Here is a 26,179-nt window from a genome sequence, read left to right as displayed (position 1 = left end):
TCTTTTACCGCAGTATTGTTATCCAGCCTTTATACTTTTTAATACCACTCTCCTTCTTCACTTCCAGTATATAGTAGTAGGTGCTTTCGTTCAGGTTGGAACCGTCCCAGTCGTTACGGTAATCCTTCGATTGGTACACCTGTCCACCCCAACGGTTGAAGATGTAGATCGCAGAACCCGGATATTTCTCCAGCCCGCCGATGACGAACCTTTCGTTCTTGCCATCGCCGTTTGGCGTGATCACATTCGGGAAGGATAAGTCTGAACCTTCTACTCCTACCGCAGACACCCCTACGTTATTGGTACTATCGGCATCCGGCATGTTTGTACTGTAAGCGGTGGCTTCGTTGATCAGCTGTCCGCCTTCTATTACACGGGCTGTCAGCGTCATTTGTACGGAAGCTCCAACTGCCAGGTCGCCGATATTCCATTCTATCAGTTTAGTCGCCGGCGTTACCACTACTTCTCCTCTTTCTGCGGAAGTATGACTAGGCACATCCAGCTGTACCGGTAAGCGGTCCTCTGCTTTCACAGCGGTTACCGGTATGTTACCCGCATTCCTTACGGTGATGCGGTAGGTCAGGTTCTGACCCATGCGGTAAGGTCCAACCGCCGGCGCCACGATTTCTTTGGTTACAACCAGGTCGCCTGCCAGTTTATCGGTATCTGTGATAGTGACAGTAGCGTCGCTGGCAGCACCTTTCGTGAAGGTGTAGCTGGCCGATTGTCCGCCGGTGAGCATGAATACCACTGTTTCCGGTGTTTCTACTTCACTGTCGTTCAGCACACTCACTGGAACGGTTACACTGCTGGCGCCTGCCGGGATGGTAATCGTGCCGGTAATGGCGGTGTAATCAGCATCCGGCGTGGCAGTACCACCTATCATGTATTGTATAGTGATGGCGTCTGCTGTGCGCTTGCCGCTGGCCAGGCTGATGGTGAACTCGCCGTTGACATTCGGCTCAGTCGCATCCGGTTTGCTGGCGGTAACAACCAGGTTCAGGTTAGTGTTATCATCGTCTGCAATGTTTACGGTAGCAGTGCTGTTAGTACCTGCGGTGTAGTTAACGTTGCCCGACTTACCACCGGTAACAGTAAGTACTACTGTTTCCGGCGCTTCTATCAGGTCATCATTTGTTACGCTTACGGGAACGGCTACACTATTCTGACCGGCAGGGATTACTACCGTGCCTGTGAGGGCGGTGTAGTCAGTACCACCTGTAGCACTACCTGCTATGGTATAAGTAACGGTAATGTCTTCAACAGGTATTTTACCGCTGGCAAGACTGATCGTAAACGCTCCCGGTGTGGCTGGTTCTGCCGCATTTGGTGTAGTGGCACTAACCACCAGGTCCAGGTTGGTGTTATCATCGTCTGCTATGTTCACCGTAACAGTATTGCTGGTACCTGGTGTGAACACCAGGCCGGTAGCAGTACCGCCGGTTCCTGTGATAATTACTGTTTCATTTCCTTCAATCAGCTGGTCGTCGGTTACGGTTACCGGTATGGTAACGCTGTTCTGACCTGCCGGGATTACTACTGTACCGGTGAGGGTGGTGTAATCGGCGCCACCTGTAGCCGTACCTGCTATGGTGTAGCTGGCGGTGATATCCACGGAAGCGGTAACACCTGTTGGTAAACCAATACTGAAGCTTCCATTAGCAGCCGGTTCTGCACCGTCGGCGTTTTTGGTGACGTTCAGCACCAGGTTGCTTTCATTATCCGTGATGTTCACGGTAGCATTACCGGTACCTGTGAGGGTAAAGCTGGTAGAGGTACCACCGTTCAGTGTCAGGATCACAGTTTCTGTACCTTCTATCACCTGGTCGTCTGTTACGGTTACGGGAACGGATACACTATTCTGACCCGCAGGGATCACTACCGTACCTGTAAGGGCGGTGTAATCTGCGTTCGCAGTAGCGGTACCAGCAATGGTATAGGTTACCGTGATAGCTTCTGAAGAAGTAATGCCTGCCGGCAGACTGATAACAAAGTTGCCGTTAGTAGCCGGTTCTGCGCCGTCTGCACCTTTAGTAACGGTCAGCGCCATGCTGGCCGGAGTGCTGCTTTCATTATCAGTGATATTTACGGTAGCATTACCAGTGCCGGTAAAGGTGAAGTTGGCAGAAGTACCGCCGTTAAGCGTACCAATTACTGTTTCTGTTACTTCTATGATCTGGTCATCTGTTACGGTTACGGGAACGGATACACTATTCTGACCCGCAGGGATCACTACCGTACCTGTAAGGGCGGTGTAATCTGCGTTCGGGGTAGCGGTACCGGTTACGGTATAGTTCACCGTGATGTCTTCAGATGAAGTGATACCTGCAGGCAGGCTCACAGTAAAGTTGCCGTTAGTGGATGGTTCTGCACCATCTGTTCCTTTGGCGATAGTCAGTGCCAGGCTGGCTGGTGTGCTGCTTTCATCATCAGTGATGTTTACGGTAGCATTACCGTTGCCGGTGAAGACGAAGCCGGTGGATGTTCCGCCGTTGAGCGTCATCGTCACGGTTTCAGTTACTTCAATTACCAGGTCATTTACCACGGTTACGGGAACGGCTACACTATTCTGGCCTGCAGGGATGGTGATGGTTCCTGTGATGGCGGTGTAGTCTGCACCACTGGTAGCGGTACCACCTATTGTATAGTTTACCGTAATGTCTTCGGAAGAAGCGATACCTGAAGGCAGACTGATATTAAATCCGCCGTTGGTAGCCGGTTCTGAAGCATCTGTTACTTTGGTTACAGTAAGTACGCGGTTAGCCGGTGTATCCTCATCATCTGTAATATTCACGGTGGCATTACCAGTACCTGTAAAGGTAAAGCTGGTGGATGTACCGCCGTTCAGTGTCATGATCACGGTTTCGGTGTGTTCAATCAGCTGATCATCTATTACTGTTACCGGTACATTCACACTGTTCTGTCCTGCCGGGATCACTACCGTGCCGGTGAGGGCCGTATAATCTGTTCCGCTGGTGGCAGTGCCGGTGATGGTATAGTTCACGGTAACATCTTCAGAAGAAGCAACACCTGCAGGCAGGCTGATGGTAAATGCACCATTTGTTCCCGGCTCTGCGGCGTCTGTGGTTTTAACCACACTCAGCACCTTGTTGGCAGGATCGCTTTCATCGTCGGTGATGTTTACCGTAGCATTGCCTGTACCGATGAAGGTGAAGCTGGTGGATGTTCCGCCGTTCAGTGTCATGATCACCGTTTCGGTGTTTTCAATCAACTGATCATCCATTACTGTTACCGGTACGTTCACGCTATTCTGACCAGCAGGGATCGTGATGGTGCCGGTGATGGCGGTATAGTCTGTACCGGCAGTTGCGGTACCACTAATGGTATAGTTAACGGTGATAGCTTCAGAAGAAGCGATACCGGTTGGCAGGCTGATGATAAAGCCGCCGTTGGTAGCTGGTTCTGATCCGTCTGTTGCTTTGGTTACAGTAAGCACCTTGTTCGCTGCTGTGTTCTCATCGTCCGTAATATTCACGGTGGCGTTACTGGTACCTGTGAAGGTAAAGCTGGTAGACGTACCGCCGTTCAGCGTCATGATCACGGTTTCGGTGTTCTCAATCAACAGGTCGTTGATTACGGTAACCGGTACATTCACGCTGTTCTGACCCGCCGGGATGGTGATCGTTCCGGTGATGGCCGCATAGTCTGCACCACTGGTAGCAGTACCACTAATCGTGTAATTAACGGTGATAGCTTCAGACGAAGCGATACCTGCAGGCAAGCTGATGTTAAAGCCGCCGTTGGTAGCAGCTTCTGCTGCGTCTGTTGTCTTTAATACCTTCAGCACACGGTTAGCCGCTGTATTCTCATCATCCGTGATATTCACGGTAGCATTACCACCGGTAGTGCTGGCAGTGAAAGTGAAGCTGGCAGAAGTACCGCCTGTGATAGTGGCATCTACGGTTTCGGTATTCTCAATGAGCTGGTCATTTGTTACTGTTACCGGAACCACTACACTGTTCTGACCCGCAGGGATCACCACAGTACCGGTTAAGGCGGTGTAATCCGTACCACTGGTGGCAGTGCCGCCTACGGTATAGTTTACCGTAATGCTTTCGGATGAAACAATGCCAGCCGGCAGACTGATCGTGAAGCTACCGTTTGTAGCCGGTTCTGCGCCGTCTGTTGTTTTCACAATAACGAGGGTGCGGTTAGCCGCGGTGTTCTCATCATCTGTGATGTTCACGGTTGCTGTGCTGCCACCGGTGAAGGTGAAGCCGGCAGATGTACCACCTGTGATGGTCATACCCACTGTTTCGGTATTTTCCAGGATCTGGTCATCCATCACCGGTACCGGTACGGTTACGCTATTCTGACCGGCAGGGATTACCACGGTACCACTGAGGGCGGTGTAATCTGTTCCGCTGGTAGCTGTACCGTTGATGGTGTAGCTCACGGTGATCGCTTCTGAAGAAGCAATACCTGCAGGCAGGCTGATGGTGAACTCACCATCCGTACCTGGTTCTGCGCCGTTCTTAGTAGCGGCTACAGCGAGTATGCGGTTAGCCGGGATATTGTCGTCATCCAGTATGTTTACAGTGGCGCTGGTGGTGCCGGTGAAAGTAAAGCTGGCAGAAGATCCGCCGCTCAGCGTCATCACCACTGTTTCTGTATTTTCTATCAGCTTGTCGTCGATCACCGGTACGGAAACAGTCACACTGTTCTGACCCGCAGGGATCACTACCGATGCGCTCAGCGTAGTGTAATCAGTACCTGCGGTGGCGGTGCCGCCGATAGTATAATTTACCGTTACGTTCTCAGATGCGGTAATACCGGCAGGCAGACTAATAGTGAATGTACCGGCTGTAGACGGTTCTGATGCGTCGGCAGCTTTGGCTACACTAAGAATCCGGTTAGCCGGGATGTTATCATTATCGGTAATATTCACGGTGGCGTTACCGGTACCTGTAAATACAAAGCTGGTAGATGTACCGCCGTTCAGCGTCATGATCACAGTTTCGGTGCCTTCAATGATCTGGTCATCTGTCACTGTCACGGGCACGGCTACACTATTCTGACCGGCAGGGATGGTGATCACTCCTGTGATAGCGGTGTAGTCTGTACCAGCCGTAGCAGTACCTGCTATGGTGTAGTTAACAGTGATGTCTTCTGAAGAAGTAAATCCGGCAGGCAGACCGATACTAAAGCTGCCGTTGGTAGCCGGTTCTGCGCCATCGCCTGTGTTGGTTACCACCAGTACGCGGTTAACAGCCGTGTTATCATCATCTGCAATATTTACGGTAGCATTACCGCTGGTAGTGCTGGCAGTGAATGCAAAGCTGGCAGATGTACCATTGGTCAGCGTCATGATCACAGTTTCTGTGCCTTCAATGATCTGGTCATCTGTTACGGTAACTGGTACGGCTACACTATTCTGACCGGCAGGTATGAGTACTGAACCGGTAAGGTTGGCGTAATCAGTACCATTTGCGGCGGTACCGGTGATGGCGTAATTCACGGTGATATCTTCTGCTGCAGTGATACCGGCAGGCAAACTTACATTGAAGTTGCCGTTGGTGCCTGGTTCTGCGCCGTCTGCTGTTCTGGTTACCAGCAGCACACGGTTTGCAGCGGTGTTATCGTCATCATTAATATTCACAATAGCATTACCGTTGGTAGTGCTGGCAGTGAAGGTAAAGCTGGTGCTTGTACCACCTGTAAGCGTAAGGATCACGGTTTCATTGTTTTCAATGATCTGATCATTGATCACACTCACTGGTACGTCTACACTATCCTGTCCCGCAGGGATCACTACCGTACCGCTAAGGGTATTGTAGTCGCTTCCACTTGTGGCGGTACCACTTACGGTATAATTCACGGTAATATCTTCGGCCGAGGTTACTCCTCCAGGCAAACCGATCCTGAAGCGGCCGTTTGTTGCCGGCTCAGCTGCATCGCCTGCGTTACTTACGCCCAGTACCCGGTTGGCCGGCGTGTTATCGTCATCTGCGATATTCACGGTAGCATTTCCACTGGTGCTGCTTGCCACGAGCGTGAAGTTGGTGGAGGTAGCTCCCGTAGCCGTTAATATTACTGTTTCTGTATTTTCTATAATCTTATCGTTGGTTACTACTACGGTTACCGGTGCACTATTCTGACCAGCAGGGATCACCACGGTTCCACCCAGGGCGGTGTAGTCAGTGCCACCTGTAGCGGAACCGCCTATGGTATAACTAACCGTGATATCTTCTGATGCAGTATATCCTGCCGGCAGTCCTACTGTGAATGTGCCATTGGTAGCTGGTTCCGCACCGTCTACAGGATTGGTTACATTGATCACGAGGTTAGCCGCCACATTGTCGTCATCTGCAATGTTCACGGTAGCATTACCGCTGGTGGTGCTGGCAGTGAAATTGTAGCTGGTGCTGGTACCACCTGTCAGCGTGAGAACCACGGTTTCGGTAGTTTCAATTACCTGTTCGTTGATCACCGGTACAGTTACCGTTACACTGGTTTGACCGGCAGGAATAATCGCCGAGCCACTCAGCGCGGTATAATCTGCACCGCTGGTAGCACTACCACTGATAGTATAATTCACGGTGATGGCTTCGTCTGCGGCAACAGTTCCGGGCAGACTAATGGTAAATAAGCCATTTGTGCCTGGTTCTGCCGCGTCGGTGGTTTTCACCACAGAGAGTACGCGGTTAGCGGCCGTGTTATCATCGTCTGTAATATTCACGGTAGCGCTGCCATTGGTAGTGCTGGCGGTAAGTGTGAAGTTGGTGGAAGTACCGCCGTTCAATGTCATGATCACGGTTTCGGTATTTTCTATCAGCTGATCATCCTGCACCGGTACTGAAACGGCCACTCCGTTCTGTCCTGCCAGGATCACCGCTGTACCTGCAAGTGCGGTATAGTCTGTACCACTGATGGCAGTACCCGTTGTGGTATAAGTAACGGTGATATTTTCAGCCGCTGTATATCCTGCCGGCAGGGTGATATTGAAGGAACCGTTGGTACCAGGTTCTGCGGCATCTCCTGCATTAGCAACACTCAGTACCAGGTTAGCTGCCACGTTATCATTGTCAGTGATATTCACGGTAGCATTGCCGGTACCGGTGAAGGTAAAGCTGGCAGAAGAACCACCCGCGAGGGTTGTGGTCACTGTTTCTGTATTCTCAATGATCTTGTCGTCTGTTACAACCACAGGAAGGTCTGCACTTTCATCACCTGCCGGGATCAGTACTGTACCGCTTAAGGCGGTGTAATCAGCATTGGCGGTAGCTGTACCTGTTACGGTATAGTTTACCGTAATACCTTCAGCCGCGGTAATACCGGTAGGCAAACTCACCGTGTAGGCGCCATTGGTAGCTGGTTCTGCTCCATCTGCTTTTTGTGCGATAGTCAGTACCAGGTTGGCTGGGTTGCTGGCCTCATCATCAGTAATATCTGCGGTAGCGCTGCCGTTGGTACTGCTTGCCACCAGGTTGAAGTTAGTACTGTTGCCGCCCGTTAATGTTACGATCACCGTTTCTGTGTTTTCAATGATCTTATCATCTTTTACTGCTACCGGCAGCGTTACACTCGGCTGACCGACAGTGAGTACAATGGAGCCGCTAAGAGCGGTGTAGTCACTGCCGCTGGTGGCGGTACCGGCTACGGTATAGTTTACTGTAATATTCTGAGATGCTGTGTATCCTGTAGGCAAACTGATCGTGAACGTTGGGTTGGTAGACGGTTCTGCGCCATCTGTGTTTTTCGCAATGCTCAATACAAGACCGGTCGGTGTATTATCATCATCTTCAATATCCATAGAAGCATTACCGCTGGTAGTGCTGGCCGTGAAGTTGAAGTTGGTGCTGGTACCGCTGTTCAGCGTCATGGTCACCGTTTCGGTTCCCTCAATGATCTGGTCATTGGTTACCAATACCGGCACCACTACGGTGTTCTGGTTGGCCGGGATCACCACGGTACCGGTGAGGTTTGTATAATCTGTGCCATTCACTGCACTACCTGTAATGGTATAGTTTACGGTTACATTTTCTGCAACGGTAACACCTGTGGGCAGGCTGATCCTGAATTCACCGTTAGCAGATGGTTCTGCTGCATCAGTGGTCCTGATCACGCTCAGCACCAGGTTATCAGGTGTATTGTCATCATCCGCAATATTCACGGTATCCCTACCATTGGTAGTGCTGGCGGTGAAGGTAAAGCCGGAAGAAGTACCGCCGGTGAGACTCATAATCACAGTTTCTACATTTTCTATGATCTGGTCATCTTTTACATTTACCGGTACAGATACCCCATTCTGACCAGCAGGTATGATCGCCGTAGCGCTCAATGCCGTATAGTCGTTGCCGGTAGTGGCAGTACCTGTAACGTTATAGTTCACCGTGACAGGCACTGATGAAGTATAACCAGTTGGCAGGGTGATACGGAACGAGCCGTTGGTACCCGGTTCAGCAGCATCTGCTGATTTAGCCACACTGAGTACAAGGTTAGCCGCTACCCCATCATCGTCTGTGATATTTGCAGTAGCATCACCATTGGTAGTGCTTGCCGTGAAGACAAAGGCCGGAGAAGTGCCACCTGTAACAGTAGCTATCACTGTTTCTGTTCCTTCTATAATCTTATCGTCTGTAACGGTCAGCGGTACAGGTGCACTGTTCTGGCCGGCAGGTATTACAACAGAGCCGGTGAGTGTAGTGTAATCTGTTCCGTTAACGGCGGTACCTGCGATGGTATAATTTACTGTTATTGGCAGGGCCGATGTAACACTGGTTGGCAAACTAACAGTGAATGCGCCGTTAGTACCTGGTTCAGCTGCATCGGTTGTTTTGGTAATGCTGATTACCTGGTTAGCTGCGGTATTATCGTTATCAGCGATGTTCACGGTAGCCGTACTGCTGCCGCTTGCAGGCGTGAAGGCAAAGCTGGTGCTGGTGCCTCCTGTAAGGGTCAACGCTACGGTTTCTGTGCCTTCTATAATCTGATCGTCTTTTACGTCTACAATCACCTTCACGTCGTTCTGACCAGCAAGTATCCGCGCGGTGCCGGACAGCGTGGTATAATCGTCGCCACCTGTGGCTGTACCAGCTATGGTATAGGTAACGTCGATGTCTTCAGATGAGGTGTAACCTGCAGGCAGACTGATAGTGAATTCCCCATCTGTAGACGGCTCTGCACCATCTCCAGTGTTGGTTACCAGCAATACTTTATTTGCGTTGGTATTATCATCATCAGCGATATCCAGGCTGGCTGTGTTGCCGGCTGCATCTGCACTGTAGGTGAATGAGTTACCGTCTGTACCACCTGTAAGGTTTAATATAGCCGTTTCCGTTTTCTCAATAATCTTGTCATCTATTACCGCCAGTGGTATGGTAATGCTGTTGTTATTGGCCGGCAGGGTAATAGTGAAAACTGAATAGTCGGTATTACGTATGGCAGTGCCAGTCATGTTATACGACAGCGTGATATTGGCAGCGGAAGTATAACCGGCAGGCAGGCTTATCGTATAGGCGCCATTGGTAGACGGTTCTGCGGCATCAGTGGTCTTCACCACTTTCAATACCTGGTTCACAGCAGTGGCGTCATCATCTGCAATGTTTACAGTAACCGCATCGTTGGCCGGATCCGGCGGGAAGATGTAGGCGTTACCACCACCATCTGTAGCGCTGCCCGACAAGAGCGTGATTGTCATTGTTTCAGTAGGCTCAATGATCTGGTCGTCCAGTACCTTGAGATTTACTGATATAGCATTGGTATTAGGCGGAATCACGATAGTGCCGAGTGCTTCATAGTCCACACCGGATACACCAGTGCCGGATACGCTGTACCCTACCGTAATAGGCCATGCAGAAGTAGCCACTCCCGCCAGCTTCACCGTAAATGAGCCGTTGTTAGCTGGTTCTGAGGCATTGGTGCCTGGAATTACCTGCACCGGCGTACTGCTGGCAGCATTGGCATCTATGATATTTACTACCGCTCCGTTACCGGAAGGATCTATGGTAAACGGATAACTGCTGGAAGCTGCGCCAGTGAGTGTCAGTATCACGGTTTCCGGTCCTTCAACCGCACCGTCATTACCGGCGTCAACATCTATGAACACTTCATTGGCTCCCGCCGGGATCACAATATTACCACCCGACAGTCCCAACAAGTTGTAGTCAACTGTATTATCGGCTGTTCCTCCCATCGGGCTATTAGCAAAGGTCACCACCACATCTTCAGAGCTGGTAACACCCGGTGGCAGGGAAATCCTGTACTGCCCGTTAGTGCCGCCTTCTAGAGCATCGGACACTTTGGTGAGTAACACAATATTGCTGTTGGCAGCATGATCATTGTCGGTGATATTCACGGTAGCAGAGCCGCCGCCACCTGCAACGGTGTAGGTAAACAGTGCGTCGCTACCTCCGGTGATATTCATGATCACGGTTTCATCCGGCTCAATCACGGTGTTGTCTATCACATTCACGGGAACGGATACACTATTCTGACCGGCCAGTATGGTGATGGTACCGGTAATAGCCTGGTAGTCTGTACCAGGAGTTGCGGTGCCACCGGCAATGGTATAAGTTACCTGGATATTGTTGGCAGCGGTAATGCCTGTTGGCAGGCTCACTTTAAAGCTACCGTTAGTAGATGGTTCTCCCGCATCGGCTGCTTTAGTAACAGCCAGTACCTGGTTGGCAGCGGTGTTATCATCATCCGTCACATTCACCGTTGCGTTGCCGTTGGTAGTGCTGGCGGTATATGCAAAGCCGCTGCTCGTGCCACCGCTAACAGTAAGGATCACGGTTTCTGTACCTTCTATGATCTGATCGTTGGTAACGGTTACGGGAACGGTTACACTATTCTGGCCGGCAGGGATTACAGCGGTACCTGTAAGGGCGGTGTAATCGGTGCCACCTGTGGCTGTACCACCAATTGTATAGGTGACGTTGATGTCTTCTGATGGTAAGATACCGGTAGGCAAGCTAATAGTAAACTCACCATTGGTACCCGGTTCTGCCGCGTTGCCGGTGTTGGTAACACTCAGCACACGGTTGGCCGGTGCGTTTTCATCATCAGTAATATTTACGGTAGCATTGCTGTTAGTAGTGCTGGCAGTGTAAGTGAAGCCGGTGCTGGTGCCGCCGGTCAGCGTGAGTATCACCGTCTCGGTGTTTTCCACAAGCTGGTCGTTGATCACACTAACTGGTACGGATACACTGTTTTGACCCGCAGGCAGGGTTACCGTGCCGGTAAGCGCGGTGTAGTCCACACCACTTCCCGCGGTACCTCCTACTGTGTAGTTTACGGTAATTGGTAACGCTGCTGTATAACCTGTAGGCAAACTGATCGTAAAGGCGCCGTTGGTACCTGGTTCTGACGCATCGCCGCCATTCACCACACTCAGTACCTGGTTCGCGGCAATGTTATCATCATCGAGGATATTAGCCGTAGCACTGCCGTTGGTAGTGCTGGCGGTAAAGGCGAAGCTGGTGCTGGCGCCGTTGGTAATGGTGGCGGTGATCGTTTCTGTACCTTCTATAATCTGATCATCTTTTACATCTGCAGAAATCACCACACTGTTCTGACCCGCAGGTATAATAGCGCTGCCACTTAATGTGGTATAGTCGGTACCATTAGTACCGCTACCTGTAACTGTATAATTAACCGTTACCGGTTCTGATGAGAGTATAGTTGAAGGGAGACTAACCTTGAAGCTGCCATTAGCAGCAGGTTCTTCAAGATCTGCCTGTTTCACAATGCTGAGCACACGGTTGGCGGCAGTGTTGTCGTCATCCGTGATATTCATTGTTTCCTGGCCATTGGTAGGGCTGGCAGTGAAAACAAGACTGCCGGCAGTGCCACCGGTAATAGTTACCACAACTGTTTCGGCGTTCTCAATGAGTTTATCATCGATCACGTTTACAGGCAGTGTAATACCGTTTGCACCGGCGGGGATGGTAGCGGTGCCGCTAAGGGTAGCGTAGTCCGTTCCACCGGTAGCCGTGCCACTTATGGTATAGTTCACCGTAACAGGCTGGGCAATCGTTACCCCTGTAGGCAGCTTAATGTTGAACACATTGTTTGTTGCCGGTTCGGCGGCATCACCTGCTTTGGTGATGCTGAGCACGCGGTTGGCCGGGTTATCATCATTATCGATAATGTTTCCCGTAGCGCTGCCTTCAACCGGATCAGGGGTAAAGGTAAAGCCACCGGCAGAGCCGCCGGTAAGAGTTATTACTACTGTTTCTGTGCCTTCTATAATCTGATCGTCCACTATGGTACCAGCTGAAGCTGAACCCAGAGCACCAGCTGGAATAGTAGCTGTTCCGCTGAAATGGAACGGAGTCAGGCCGTTATAATCTGTACCTAATATTGCGGTACCACTTACCGTATAATTTATCGTTACGTTTTGAGAAACGGTTACTCCCGGAGCAAGCAGGTAATTGAATCTGATAGAGCTGCCTCCTTCAGCCCCATCGCGGGCTACCTGCACTCTTATCATGCGGTTAGCGGCTGTATAGTCATCGTCAGTAATGTCTACTGTAGCATTTCCAGCTGTTGTGGATGCGGTGAATACAAAGCTACCACCGGTTCCGCCGGTAATAGTCGCAACAACTGTTTCGGTCGGTTCAATGATCATATCATTGATAACAGTAACCGGTACGGCTACACTATTCTGACCAGCCGGTATGGTTACAGCGGCAATGGTGTTATAGTCAGTGCCGGCAGTAGCCGTTCCTGCTACAGAATAATTCACGGTAACAGGCACAGAAGAAGTGATTCCCGCAGGCAGGCTTACGGTGAAGCTGCCAGGAGTACCAGGTTCTGCTGCGTTACCGTTATTGCTGATGCTCAGCACACGGTTAGCGGTAGTGTTATCATCATCGGTGATATTTGCAGAAGCATTGCCGTTTGTAGTGCTGGCGGTATAATTAAAGTTGGTAGAAGTACCGCCGGTGAGCGTTACTACTACTGTTTCGGTACTTTCTATCTCCTGGTCGTTGATCACATTTGCAGGCAGTGCAACACTGTTCTGTCCTGCCGGGATGGTTACCGAGCCGCTTAACGCAGTGTAGTCTGTACCACTGGTAGCAGTACCACCTATGGTATAATTCACGGTAATATCTTCCGAAGGTAAAACACCCGCAGGCAGACTGATCTTGAACGCGGCGTTGGTAGCCGGTTCTGCGGCATCAATAGTTTTAGTGATGCTCAGCACACGATTGGCCGGGGTGTTATCATCATCATTAATATTCACTGTAGCATTACCATTGGCAGGGCTGGTGGTGAAAACAAAGCTGGTGCTGGTACCACCTGTGAGCGTGATGGTAACCGTTTCGGTATTTTCCATCAGCTGATCATTGATCACAGTTACCGGAACCAACACACTATCCTGGCCGGCAGGTATTAACGCCGTACCTGTAAGCGAAGTATAGTCGGTACCGCCAAGGGCAGAGCCGCTTATCGTATAAGTTACAGTAATAGGTTCTGAAGAAGTGATACCTGTTGGCAGACCAATCTTAAAGGCCCCGTTGGTGGCTGGCTCGGAAGCATCGCCTCCGGCATTGATCACGCCTAAAACGCGGTTAGCCGCGGTATTATCATCATCAGCGATATTCGCTGTAGCGCTGCCGTTGGTGCTGCTCACAGTGAAAGTAAAGCTGGTACTGGTACCGCCGGTCACCGTTGCAATAACGGTTTCTGGGATCTCAATGATCTTATCATCAGCAACGGTGAGCGGTAAGGACACACTATTCTGTCCTGCAGACAGCAGAACAGTTGTTCCCAGGGCGGTGTAATCTGTGCCACTGGCGGCAGTACCGGTAGGTATATAGGCTATGGTAATATCTTCTGATGAGGTGACACCCGCAGGCAGGCTGATCGTGAAAGCGCCATTGCTAGCCGGTTCTGCGGCATCAGTTGTTTTAACGATGCTCAGTATACGGTTGGTGGCAATGTTATCATTATCAGCAATAGTAACAGTAGCGTTGCCGTTGGTAGTGCTGGCGGTATAGGTAAAGCTGGTGCTGGTACCGCCGGTAAGCGTTACAAGCACGGTTTCCGGAATCTCAATCACCTGGTCGTCGGTTACACTAACGGGCAGGGCTACACTTGGTTGACCAGCCGGTATAGTAACGGTACCTGTAAGGGTGGTATAATCAGACCCACCTGTGGCTGTACCGCCTATGTTGTAGCTGACGGTAATGTCTTCAGTAGGAATAATACCTGCCGGCAAACTGATGGTAAAGCCACCATTAGCTGCCGGTTCTGATGCATCGGCCGTTTTGGCGATACTCAGTACCAGGTTGGCCGGTATGTTTTCATCATCTATTACATTCACGGTGGCATTACCGGCAGCAGTACTCGGTGTAAGGGTGAAGTTGGTGGAGGTGCCGCCTGTTACGGTCAACAACACTGTTTCCGCTTTTTCCACGAGCTGGTCATCGCTTACGATAACCGGCACGGCTACACCGTTCTGGCCCGCAGGGATGATTACTGATCCGCTCAACGCGCCATAATCCGCGCCTGGTGTGGCGGTACCGCCAGTGCTATAGCTCACGGTAATATCCTCCGATGCGGTAACACCCGCTGGCAGGTTTACATTGAAGGCGCCGTTGATAGCCGGCTCTTTAGCATCACTGCTCCAGGTTACGCCTACGGTTGTTTTAGCAGGATTATTACTGTCGTTATCATTAATGTTCAGGGAGGCAGCAGCCTGTGTGCCGCTGATATTATAACTGCTGCCGCTGGTAGCGCCGGTGGCGGCGTTCAGCGTAACTGTTACGTCTTCTGTTATTTCAAGGATGTTATCATCGGTAACCACTACGGGCAAGGCTACACTGTTACTTCCCGCCGGGAAGGTTACAGTGCCGTTCAGTGCCGTATAGTCGGTGCCGTTAGCCGCGGCACCTGTTACGGTATAGTTCACGGTAATATCTTCTGTGGCCACTATGGATGCAGGCAAGCTGATACTAAAGGAACCGTTCTGTGTACCTTCTGTACCGTCCTGTACTTTGTTGATGGCCAGTACTTCTTTGACAGCAGTTAAACCGCCAAAAGTAGAGAAGTTCTGAATACCGCTGAATTCAACGTATTCCACGCCATCCTGCTGACCGGTAGCAGATGGGGCGATCTCGGTAATATTCGCCAGTCCCTGAGGAGCCAGATCGGCCAGGGTAGCGGTAATGTCACCGGCATGCTTGAACCATGTCCACCGTTGTGCGCCTGTTACGCCGCGGGTACCGGAAAGCATGTTCTCTGCATTTGTTCTTTCTACAGGATTCCAGAAGAGGCGAAGCGTTACGCCGTTGTTCTGGGTCAGATTAGCACCGGTATAGGTAATCTGTACCAGTCTGCGCATTAACTGCGTACCATAATCGGTACCGCTGTTTTTGCCCAGCGCTGCGGTCATATCCCTGTTCACATCTACAATAGCAGACAGTTTGGTTACGTCCATTGTGTTGCCGTTCAGGGCAATGGAAGCAATGTATTTATTAGGATCAGAAGGATCAATGAAATAAAGTGTGCCGTTATTGATACAGGTGGCGGCTACTGTTCTCACGGTAGCATCCGGCACCAGGTTGGCGGTGCGTTCAGGATGACTGGTAATGAGCGTAAACACCACACCATCTGTGAGTGCGCTTACATTTTCGAAGCTCACCACACCTCCATTAAAGGCGGTAGCTGGTATTTCAGTAACTGTACCGGTAGCAAAGTTACCGTCGCCATCCTGGTCGATCATGATGGTGAAATCGGCGGCTGCGCTACCTCCTACGGTAATGCCGTTCAGATCGAACTGCAAACTGAGTGGTTGCGTGCTGATATCATAATTGGTGAACTGCGTTTTCCATTCCTGGGTGAGACGTTCAGCGATACAGCTGCCAACCGGCAGGTCGGTGCCGGTTACAGTGAGCGCATTGCTGTTGCTACCGAGTATGAGATAGCTTTTATCTGCACCAAAAGTACTGGTGTTATCTGCATTGGTAGCGGCAATGGAACGGATACCGGCAGTGAGGATAGAGCCGGTATGCACGCTGCGGGATTGTTTCTGTACAAGCCCTTCTGCATCATCCCTACCAATACCAAAGATGTTGTTTTTATAAGTACTATTAGCGGTAGCGTTCCAGATCACGGAGCCGTTTGTGGCCAGGTAATTCTGTGCCGCTGATTGGTCAAGCGTAATACCGTATTTGATACCGAGGTATGATTCTACCTGCTGCGCCTGTGTAGGCGTGAGCGCGGATTTGTATACGATTACTTCAGGGATCTTACCGTTGAAGATCCGGTTGTCCAGTGAAGTATTGTCTGTGGTGCGGCCTCCTATTTCAAAGAAAGAACCGTCTACACCAGTGCCGCAGCTTGCACCGAGGGCACTTTGTCTACCATTTAGCCAGGTGCGTCCGTTCAGCGGGTTATTGGCATTTACATAAATACCCCTGGCGATTATTGGACCTGCATAAGGAGGAGTGGATGGCGCCACCAGGCATCCGGAGCCGTCGAGACTGAAATTACCAGTGGAGCTATACAGCAGTCCTCTGCCGGATGCACCCGTTGCTGACCAGTTACCGTTGGAACTGAAGATGCCTGTCAGCCCGTTTGGAGGAAAGGCTTCCGGTTTATTTACAGAGAATATAGACAAGTCGGCTGTTGTATTCCAATTGGCGGCGTCATTTCCTTTAAGCGATTTGCCCAATGCACCGGTGAAATCAATTGCCGGGTTAAAGTTAATACCGTTAGGAACACGAACGATATCTGCCGAAGCAGTGATCGGATCTGTATGACTTGGTTGTGCAGCACGGAGTTCTGTCACCATAGTACCGCTTTGGTTCAACCATTGTTCTACCTGGTTGCTGCCATTCACCTGTACGTCTGCATCTGCTTTCACCCACAGCTTTTCACCCGGCACACCGCCCGGTGAGGTAACGAAGCTGGCAAAAGTGAAGTATTGGCCATTGGTAAGATCAAGGGTGGTTGAATAGCTTGGAACGCCGTTCACGTCTCCTTCAGACAGCTGGATGAACTGGTCTGCCCCGTCAAAAGTAGCATCGCTGCTTATTGCCAGGTAAGGCGTGGTAGCGCTTAACGGCAGCTGATTTTTCGGGATGGAAATGGCCACCGAACCAACGGTACCTGTTTCCTGCACTTTCCAGATTCTCGCCATACGCGTAGTTACAGCGGAGCTACCGGTGATGGCGGTGGTAAATAAAGTGCTGGCGCCATCATCGCCCCACACCATATATGATTTATCTGCTGCGAATGTATTGGTATTGGCAAGATTGCTTGCAGCAATGCCGCCCAGACCCACTGTGGGCTGGAAGCCTGCATTGATGCTCCTGCTCTGCTTCTGTACCAGTCCTTCCACATCATCGCGGCTGATACCGGTGATATTGTTTTTATAAGTAGCATTGGCCGTAGCATCCCATACTTTAGTGGTGCCATCGGTAGCCAGGTAATCGGTAGCAACAGTTTGATCTATCGTATAGCCGTACTTGATAGCCAGGTAAGTGGATACACGTTGTCGTTCAGTGGCAGTTAACGCGACGGGATATACGATAATATCTCCCAGCGTACCGTTCCAGGACTGGTTGATATCCCACGGAGCGCTACCTACCTGGGCGCCGCCGGTACCTGTATTCCAGGCTTTCGCCAGTGGCCCGCCCAACACTTTCATTTTACTGTACAAGGTGGCATTGCCGCCATTGCCGGCCCATGATCCCACCATTTCATTAAACATGCCCGCCTGCCAGTTACCGGCAGCACTTACCACGTCATCGGCATATCCCACAAAATCAGCGGTGCCGTTACTGCCAATCGTCGCAATACCGGTAGCCGTGCTGGTACCTGCAGCGCCGTATCCGAGCATATATCCATTGCCGGCGCTGGAGGATAAGCTACCTGTACCGAAGAATGTTCTGGCACTGGTGCCTAACGGCAGCTTGGTAATATCCAGGTTCAGATAATCTGCCCCGTCAAATTTCACTACCGGGTTAAAGTTGGCGTTGTTAACAGTATTATTCATGTACAGCGGCTGACTTGCCGGTACAGTTGTTTGTGTAGCGTTGTTCAGTTCTGACGCGTAGTCCGTCCAGCCATTGATAGCACTGTTGTCTGTAGTGCTGGATGTACCTGCATCGGCACGCAGCCACAAACTGGTACCAACCACACCACCGGGCGTTTTGATAGACGCACCGTAAGTGAAGTATTGGCCGTTGGTTAAATCCACCGTAGCGGCATATTGTTTCACGCCGTTGAGCGTTGTTTCAGTCACCGGAATGAACTGGTCCGTTCCATCAAAGGTGTCGTCATTACTGATGATGAGGTACGTTTGCGCAGCATTGGGCAGTGCGTTGTATGGCACTGCTACCTGTACGTTACCAATGGTACCGGTTTCCTGTGCCCTCCAAACCCTTGCCATGCGGTAGTTAGCCACAGGGTGACCAGTAAGCGGAGTTTTAAAGAGACTGCTGCCGGCGTTATCACCCCATACCATGTAAGATTTATCCGCTGCAAATGCATTTGTATTTCCTGTATTTGTTTCAGACAGGCTGTTCAGGCCGATAGCCAGTTGTATGCCATCTGCCGTATTACGGGATTGTTTCTGGTTAAGATCTTCCGCATCATCGCGGCCGATACCGGTGATATAGTTTTTATAAGCACTGTTTGTTGCAGCGCTCCATATGGTGCTGCCATCGGTGGCGAGGTAATTAGAGTTGCCATTATTCAGCGAAATACCGTACTTGATGGCCATGTAAGTATTGACACGCTGTTGCTCATTTGGAGTGAGTGCATTTGCATACACGATCAGGTCTCCCATTCGGCCACTGTAGGAGTTGGGACCGTTCCAACCAAGCTGGAAGGGGGTATTGTTACCGGTAAGTATACTGTTATTATTACCGTTAGCTACGTTTAATCCATTCCGGTAAATGGCCTGCCGGTTGGCCGCAAGACTATTGTCGTTGGTGGCTGACCAGAGGATGATCTGGTTATTGATATCTCCTGCGTTGTAAGTAAGACGGTTACTGATATAAGGAGCATCCCAGTAAACAATATTATCAGACCAGGTGGCATGCAGGGTGAACTGGGTGCCTGTACCCGCAGGTTCTGTAAAAATAACAGCGGCAACAGTATTCGATTGGCTACCTGCAAAAAATGCGGCTTCTCCGGTGTAAGTACCTGTTTTCAGTAATGAAACACCTGTCATTGCATTGATCACATTGGTGCCACCATTAAACTTCACCACCGGGTTAAAGTTCATGTTGTTCGTAGCATTATTGAAATACAACGGCTGACTGGCCGGTGTAGCTTGTGACATATTATTCCCATTAGGGCTGTAGTCGTTCCAGCTACTGATCGGTGTGTTATCTGCGTTGGCAGAAGTACCCAGATCCGCGCGCAGCCATACCAGGCTACCGCTGTTTACTCCGCCGGGATATTTTACCGCAGCGCCGAAGGTGAAATAGATACCATCAGGCATCAGGCTGGAGTTGAGCGTAATTGTTTTATCTGCGTTCAGCGGCAACTCCTGGTTAATAGTAGCAAAAGTAGGATCTGTACTGATCAACAGGTATGCTTTCGTACCCGGTGCATCCGCTTTGAGTGTAATTGGCTGATCCGCCCAGTTGGTTTTATCTACCTTCCAAACGCGGGGCAGGCGGCGGGTAACGTTTGTTCCGCTTATAGTATTTCCGTAAGAGGTGGCTAACTGCCCGTTATCTCCAAATACAAAGAAAGATTTATCGTTGGTAATAGTATTAGTATTCTGTTCATTGGTAATAGCAATGCTGTTACCCAGGGAGAGGGTTACAAAACCAGTGTCTACACTGAGCGATTGTTTGGTGTTCAGTGCAGTGGCGTTGTCTCTTCCTATACCGGTAATGCGTGATTTATAAACAGGATCGGCGGTCCAGTATTTAGAGCCATCGGTGGCCAGGTAATCTGTAGCGCCGTTACCGATCGTAATACCGTATTTAATACCGAGGTAAGATTCTACCGACTGGCGTTCAACATCTGACAATACGCGGTTATAGGCGATCACTTCTCCCATATTACCCTGCCAGTAAAGTCCCCTGGCGGCTATAGTACGGGAGCCGATAGAAATAAGATTGGCGGTGAGTGGTGTTAGATTAACGGTACCCTGGTTGTCAAAAGTATAGTTTTCAAACAAGCGTATACCGTTAGGGGTATTGTTTGCCTGGGAGGCGCTGAAAATGTATGGTTTACCAGGTGCGGCAGTGAAAAATCCACCTACACCCGCCAGTGCTGCGGCATTCTCCAGGTACTGCAGTTGTCCTGTATTAACAACCCGGAATTCCATTCCATGAGATGAACCCACTGCTCCACTGCTGACAAGTTCCCTGGGTGTTGCCGGAGCAAACCCTAAGCCGCTGCCCACCGCAAAAATGGTGGATGTAGCAGGATCAATGCGTGTAGTAGTGATATCCAGGAAATCGTCCGTACCATCAAACACAAGGCCGTAGTTAAAGTTGAGTGCTTTTGCATCCGTGATAGGCTGACTGCCCACTACCCCTTGTAGCGCATTATTGCCATAGTTGCTGTAATCGTTCCACTGGCTGCCACCAGACATGCCATCATCTGCACGCAACCAGAAATTAATACCATCTTTTACACCATTCGGTCCGGCGATGCCCCTGGCGAAAGTAAAGTACGCGCCATCAGCCAGCACGTTGCTGTTAACAGTAACGGTACCATCGGCATCCAATGCGTAGGTAGCATCCCCTGCACCAAAAGTAGCATCGGTGCTTACGAGCAGGTAAGTCCGCGCGTTGCCGCCGGACAATTTGAAAGTAATATCCTGGTCGGCCCAGTTATTTTTCTGCGCTTTGAAAATGCGCGCCATGCGGTTGTTAATATTACTGATACCAGTTACCGGTGTCAGGAAAGTAGTAGCTGCGCTGTTATCTCCAAAGGTGAAGAAAGAAAGATCGTTGGTAATAGCTGTTGCATTGTTTTTGTTAGATGTAGCAATTGCCGCACCCACAGCAATGGTTACTATGCCGGTATCGGAACTCACAGATTGTTTCTGATACAGCATGCCTCTGTCGTCACGACCTATACCGGTAATATGTTTAGCGTAGCTGCCACCAGTGGAAGCCTGCCACATTTTAGTAGTGCCGTCGCTGGCGAGGTAATCCAAAGGCGTGTCTATTCCCAGCGTAAGACCATAACGCAGCGCCATATAGGATTGTACCTGCTGACGTTCCAGGGCACTCAGCTTGCGGGAGTATAATATTACTTCGGGTATATCACCATTGTGCACCGCATTGTGACCGGCTCCTATATAATCTCTGTTGCCGACTGGTGACACGAAGTTTACCGCGTTGGCATTGGCCGTCAGTAATATCTTTCCATCAATACCGGCTGCCCAGTCGTTGGTGGCGCTCCAGATATTCAGCAAATGTGAATTGCGCACATTTACACTGGCAGGGTAAGCAAAGTTTCTGCGGGCCGTGCCGGAACCGAAATAAGTATATTGATTGTTATTGCTCCATACATATATAGACTGATTACTGGCATAAGTTCCTCCAAATTCAAAAGGATAATTGACGCCAGCGGTAGCAGCATCAACATTAGATGTTTGTACGCTAAATATCTCGCCGGCAGTAAAAGTATTGGCGACCTCCGGCTGTTGTATGAAATAATTGCCGCTGGCGCCACTGCCGTTAAAGCTTACACCCGGGTTAAAGTTGAAGGATGCTTCCTTCCAGGGAGCATTGCCTCCATTAACAGGCACCCAGGTACGACGGGCAGCGCTCAGCTCTTTCCATTGTGCCACGCTGTTGCCGCTCATTACTGCGCTATCCGCACGAACCCATACTTCCAGGCCCGCTGCTATACCAGCCGGTGCAGCCTGTGCATTAGCGAAAGTGAAATAGGCACCATCCGGCAGCTGGTTGCTGTTGAGCGCCACCTGACCTTTTTCATCCAGCACATATGCCTGATCTCCTGCTCCGAAAGTTTCATCGTTACTCACCAACAGGTAGCTGGTGGTATTTCCGCTGATCAATGCCATCCCGATAGGACTATTAGCCCAATTGGTGCGATCCATCTTATAAACACGTGCCATGCGCACGGTAATATTGCCCAGTCCTGTAACGGCCTGGCTATACGTAGCCGGCTGGCCATTATCACTGAACGTAAAGAAAGAACGGTCGTTGGCTATAACACCGGAGTTTTCCACACTGGAGGATGCAAAGCTGTTGCCCACCCAAAGGGTTACATTGGCGCCATCCAGCTGCGACCGGCTCTGCTTCTGGAGCAAAGTACCATTATCATCCCTGCCGATGCCGGTGACGCGTTCACCGTAACCGGTGTTTTTAGACGCGGTCCACATCCGGGTACTGCCGTCGCTGGCGATGTAATCGGTAGAAGCACCCGCTGCTGTTTTCACAGTGATACCATATTTCAGCCCCAGGTAGCTGTTCACCTGCGCGCGCTCAGTGGCGTTTAACCGCCTGTTATAGAGAATCACTTCAGAAAGGCGCCCGCTGAACATGGAGTTATGCCCCGCACCGATAGCAGAGTTAGATGCTCCTCCTCTGCTGAAAATAACCGGGAAGGCTGCGCTGCTGCCGATCGTTTTTCCATCAAAGCTCACTGCCCAGTCGCCGGGAGCGCTCCAGTTATTTAATATATGCGCCCGGTTTATATTTATGCCTCCTATCGAATAACCAGGGCGTGAGTTAGTACCAAAGTGCGTATAGTGGGTACCGTTATAAGAATAGAAGGTTGGGGCAAGCGTGCTTGGATCCCCACCGAATTCAAACGGGTAACTCTGTGTAGTGGAAGTTGGCGCCAGGGTAGAAGTTTGCACAGAGAATATTTCGCCGGCAGTATAGCTTTCAGTGAATCTTGGTACGCTGAAATAGTTGGTTCCGGGCAAGTTGACAGTGGCGTTATAGTTAACGGGGTTGTTTTCCCAGCCAACCGGTGCATTAGCAAGGGCTAAAGGCCATTCTCTCTGCGCGGCCTGATCCTCCCATTTGAGGATGCTGCCATCAACCACTGTGACACCTGCATCTGCTTTCACCCATGCCTGCAGATTGTTGGCTACCCCACCGGGGAACCGCTGCAGTTTACCAAAGGTGAAGAAAGCACCATTGGCCAGATCGGCGCTGGAAAGGGTTATGGTACCGGCGCTGCTCAGTTTCAATTCTTTGCTAACGGTACCGAAAGCAGCGTCTGTGCTGATGAGGAGGTAATTATTTTCTGTACCGCCGTCCAGTTTCAGGGTTACCTGCTGGGTATTATCCCAGCCGGCAGTTTTCTGTACCTTCCAAACGCGGCCCATACGCTGTGTGGCGTTTGTGCTGGTTACCGCAGTAAAGTAACTGGTAATACCGTTGTTATCACCAAATACCAGGAATGATTTATCCTGTGTGAAAGTATTTGTATTGGCAGCGTTGGAAACAGCCAATGCATTTCCTAATGCAATGGTCACGATGCCGGTATCCTGGCTCAGCGATTGTTTTTGATTCAGCATGCTGCAATCATCGCGGCCAATACCGGTGATGCGCGTGCCGTAACCTGTATTGGAAGCAGCGGTCCATATTTGCACAGCGCCATCGCTGGTAATATAATCCGTTGCACCCGCATTCAGCGTGATACCGTATTTCAGCGCCATGTATGATTCAATGCGCTGTATTTCTGCAGGAGTAAGATCACGGTTGTAGATGAATACTTCGGGGATCAATACTTTTGAAAATTCACCGTTAAATGCACCGCCCACATCCAGGGTCCATACGCCGGCATCAGAAGCCGCACCGTTTTTCAGCAGAACCCCGTTGCCTTTAAATTCATATGCGCCGGTTGCGCCCCTTTCAAATGAGTAGAGTTTACCTTTTGCGGTTATTGCATTTCCGGTATTCAACCAGGCTTCCGAATACAGCCGGTTTTCCGACCCGGCGTGCCAGCCCAATAATTTATTACCGGTGGAACTGGTGAATACGCGGCCGGTTTGTGAGCCTTCCAGGAGTCCCATACCCATAATGGAATAAGCGCCCGTTACACCAGCCGAAGCAGGTACTACGTGCGCGTCGTTACCATCATAATAAATGGCGGGGTTGAAGTTCACCATGCCGGTGGTATTGTCCGGATCACCTGTCACAATCATATGATTGGCATTCCCGGAAATATCGCCCCAGTTCACGCCGTTCACTGCCTGATCCGCCCGGTACCAGGCCCGGATGCCGCTGTTTACACAGGCAGGCCCCTGGAAGGTCATAGGGATGCTGTTGCCAAACTCCGATGTACCACAATTATTGGCGGGTATGCGAAGCGTGGCTGTCCAGAAACCGATGCCGGTGGCGCCGGGTCCTGTATTATAAGTAATCGTTTGTGTAGAAGTACCAGCGGCTAATCCTGTTAGCGTCGTAACATAATATTGCCCGCTCGTTTTGTTCGTAGCGGGATCATTGGCGTAAATATCTACCGTGTATTGCGCACCGGCTGTTATATTTGGTATCGTGAGCTGCAACTGGTACTGCCCTCCCCCCTGTGCGGTGGATGAAACCAGTACCGGCGTTTTGCCGGCAGCAGCTGTGTAAGTACAGTTACCGGCTGGCAACGCGATGCCCAGACCGGTATTATTATAAATGGAGTTATTGGTGATGATCACCTTGTTAGGGGCGTCATTGTTAATGCCCGTGGCTTTGTTGTCGTGTATCACGCAACCGCTTACCTGTGCATCCGTTACGCCTGCGCCACCGTAAAACCAGATGGCGTGGTTAGTGTTGTTCACCAGGGTATCGCCTGCCAGGTCTACATCTGTTACCGCATTGGCGCCGTTTACCACGATGCCCGACCGGGTTTGATTATAGAAAGATGAATTAACGATATCTACATTGCCTCTGGCGAAATTGCCGCCAAACTCAATACCATCCGTATTATTGGTGAACTTTGAATTAGTTACCTGGAAATTTGTGGCTGCCGCAGCTACAGTAATACCATCTACATCGAATTCATTAAAAGTAACATTATTGATGGTGACTCCCGTAGCAGCCGCCAAAAATGAAACGCCCACATCTGCATCATCTGTATTGGCAAGTTTATCCCCGTTCAGCACGGAGTTACTAAGGTTAAAGCCGTTTACGGTACTTTCAAACCTGACAGAAGCATTCCCCCCGTAAAGTCCGGGTACCCGGTTCTCCGTCTCCAGCTTATTGATCGTAATATTGCTGGCGGCGCCATTGAACCAAATGCAATAGATATCATTTTCATTTATGTCTACTGTATCCAGTGTAACATTGTTTGTTGTATTATCGAAGCGGATGGCGTAGTCCCCATCATCATCCGCTCCTATTGCATCCATATCTATCGTGGTCCGGTTAATCTCAAAATTGGTAGTGGTATAATCGCAATAGATACCCAGCGATACCCCACTCCATAAGCTATCAAGCTTCACATTCCTGAACATCACATTATTAGCTGTTTCCACTGCGCCGGCAGTATTATCGAGCACAATTGCATTCTGGAAACCGCTGATATTACTATTGGTCAGTGTAAACCCGTTCACGCCTGCATCCCTGAACACAATACCTTCAGCGCCCCGCACATTCCCCGCTGTGCTCAGCTGGATATTGTCCATCACCAGGTTGGTCTGCATACCGTTTGTAAAATAAAAAGCCCGCCCGATAACAGGGCCGGCGCTACTAGCTGGTTCTACATCCGTAGAATATATATTCTTTACCGTTAGATCCGTTGATGCCCCCTGCACCCTCATAAATGCATTCAGGTAGTTACCAACCGTACTGAAAGATCGTATATTATCAATGGTGATACCTGTCCTGTTCGGAAAAATGTCTACATCAATATCCCCGTTGTTCTGTATGGTAAAATTCCGGATAGTTACACTATCTGCATTAATCACAAAGGGATTAATAACGGAATTGGTACCGGTGGAATACAGCAGGATCTTGTTCTGCCCATCGATAGTCAGCTTCTTTGACGTAATGGTGGGCATGGAAGACGCGAGCGTAATCTGCCCGTGTACATTGAACACGATGTTATGCGGCCCCGCGCCCGCTGCGTTTGCATCCAGGATCGCCTGTCTGAAGGAACCAGGCCCCGCGTCATTCGTATTGGTGACGGGAAAGCTGTTTGCAGTCGCGGCAACGGTCATCATCATGCCAAACAGTGCCAGCAACAAACGCTTACAGCCTTTGCTGAAAAATCTTGAATCGGGATTCGTAACATTAAAGAGGGACAT

General features: G+C 50.3%; 1 protein-coding gene. It reads right to left on the bottom strand.

What is annotated here, in order from left to right:
* Nucleotides 1-4: 4 nt before the first annotated feature.
* Complete coding sequence (locus tag PV783_RS17905) at nt 5-26,179, bottom strand: Calx-beta domain-containing protein (RefSeq protein WP_420989023.1); 26,175 nt, start codon at nt 26,177-26,179, stop codon at nt 5-7.

This window comes from Chitinophaga sp. CC14 (assembly GCF_048957795.1).
GTDB classification, from domain to species: domain Bacteria; phylum Bacteroidota; class Bacteroidia; order Chitinophagales; family Chitinophagaceae; genus Chitinophaga; species Chitinophaga ginsengisegetis.
The sequence above is the reverse complement of the archived record's forward strand: the minus strand, read 5'-3'. Positions and strand labels throughout refer to the sequence as shown.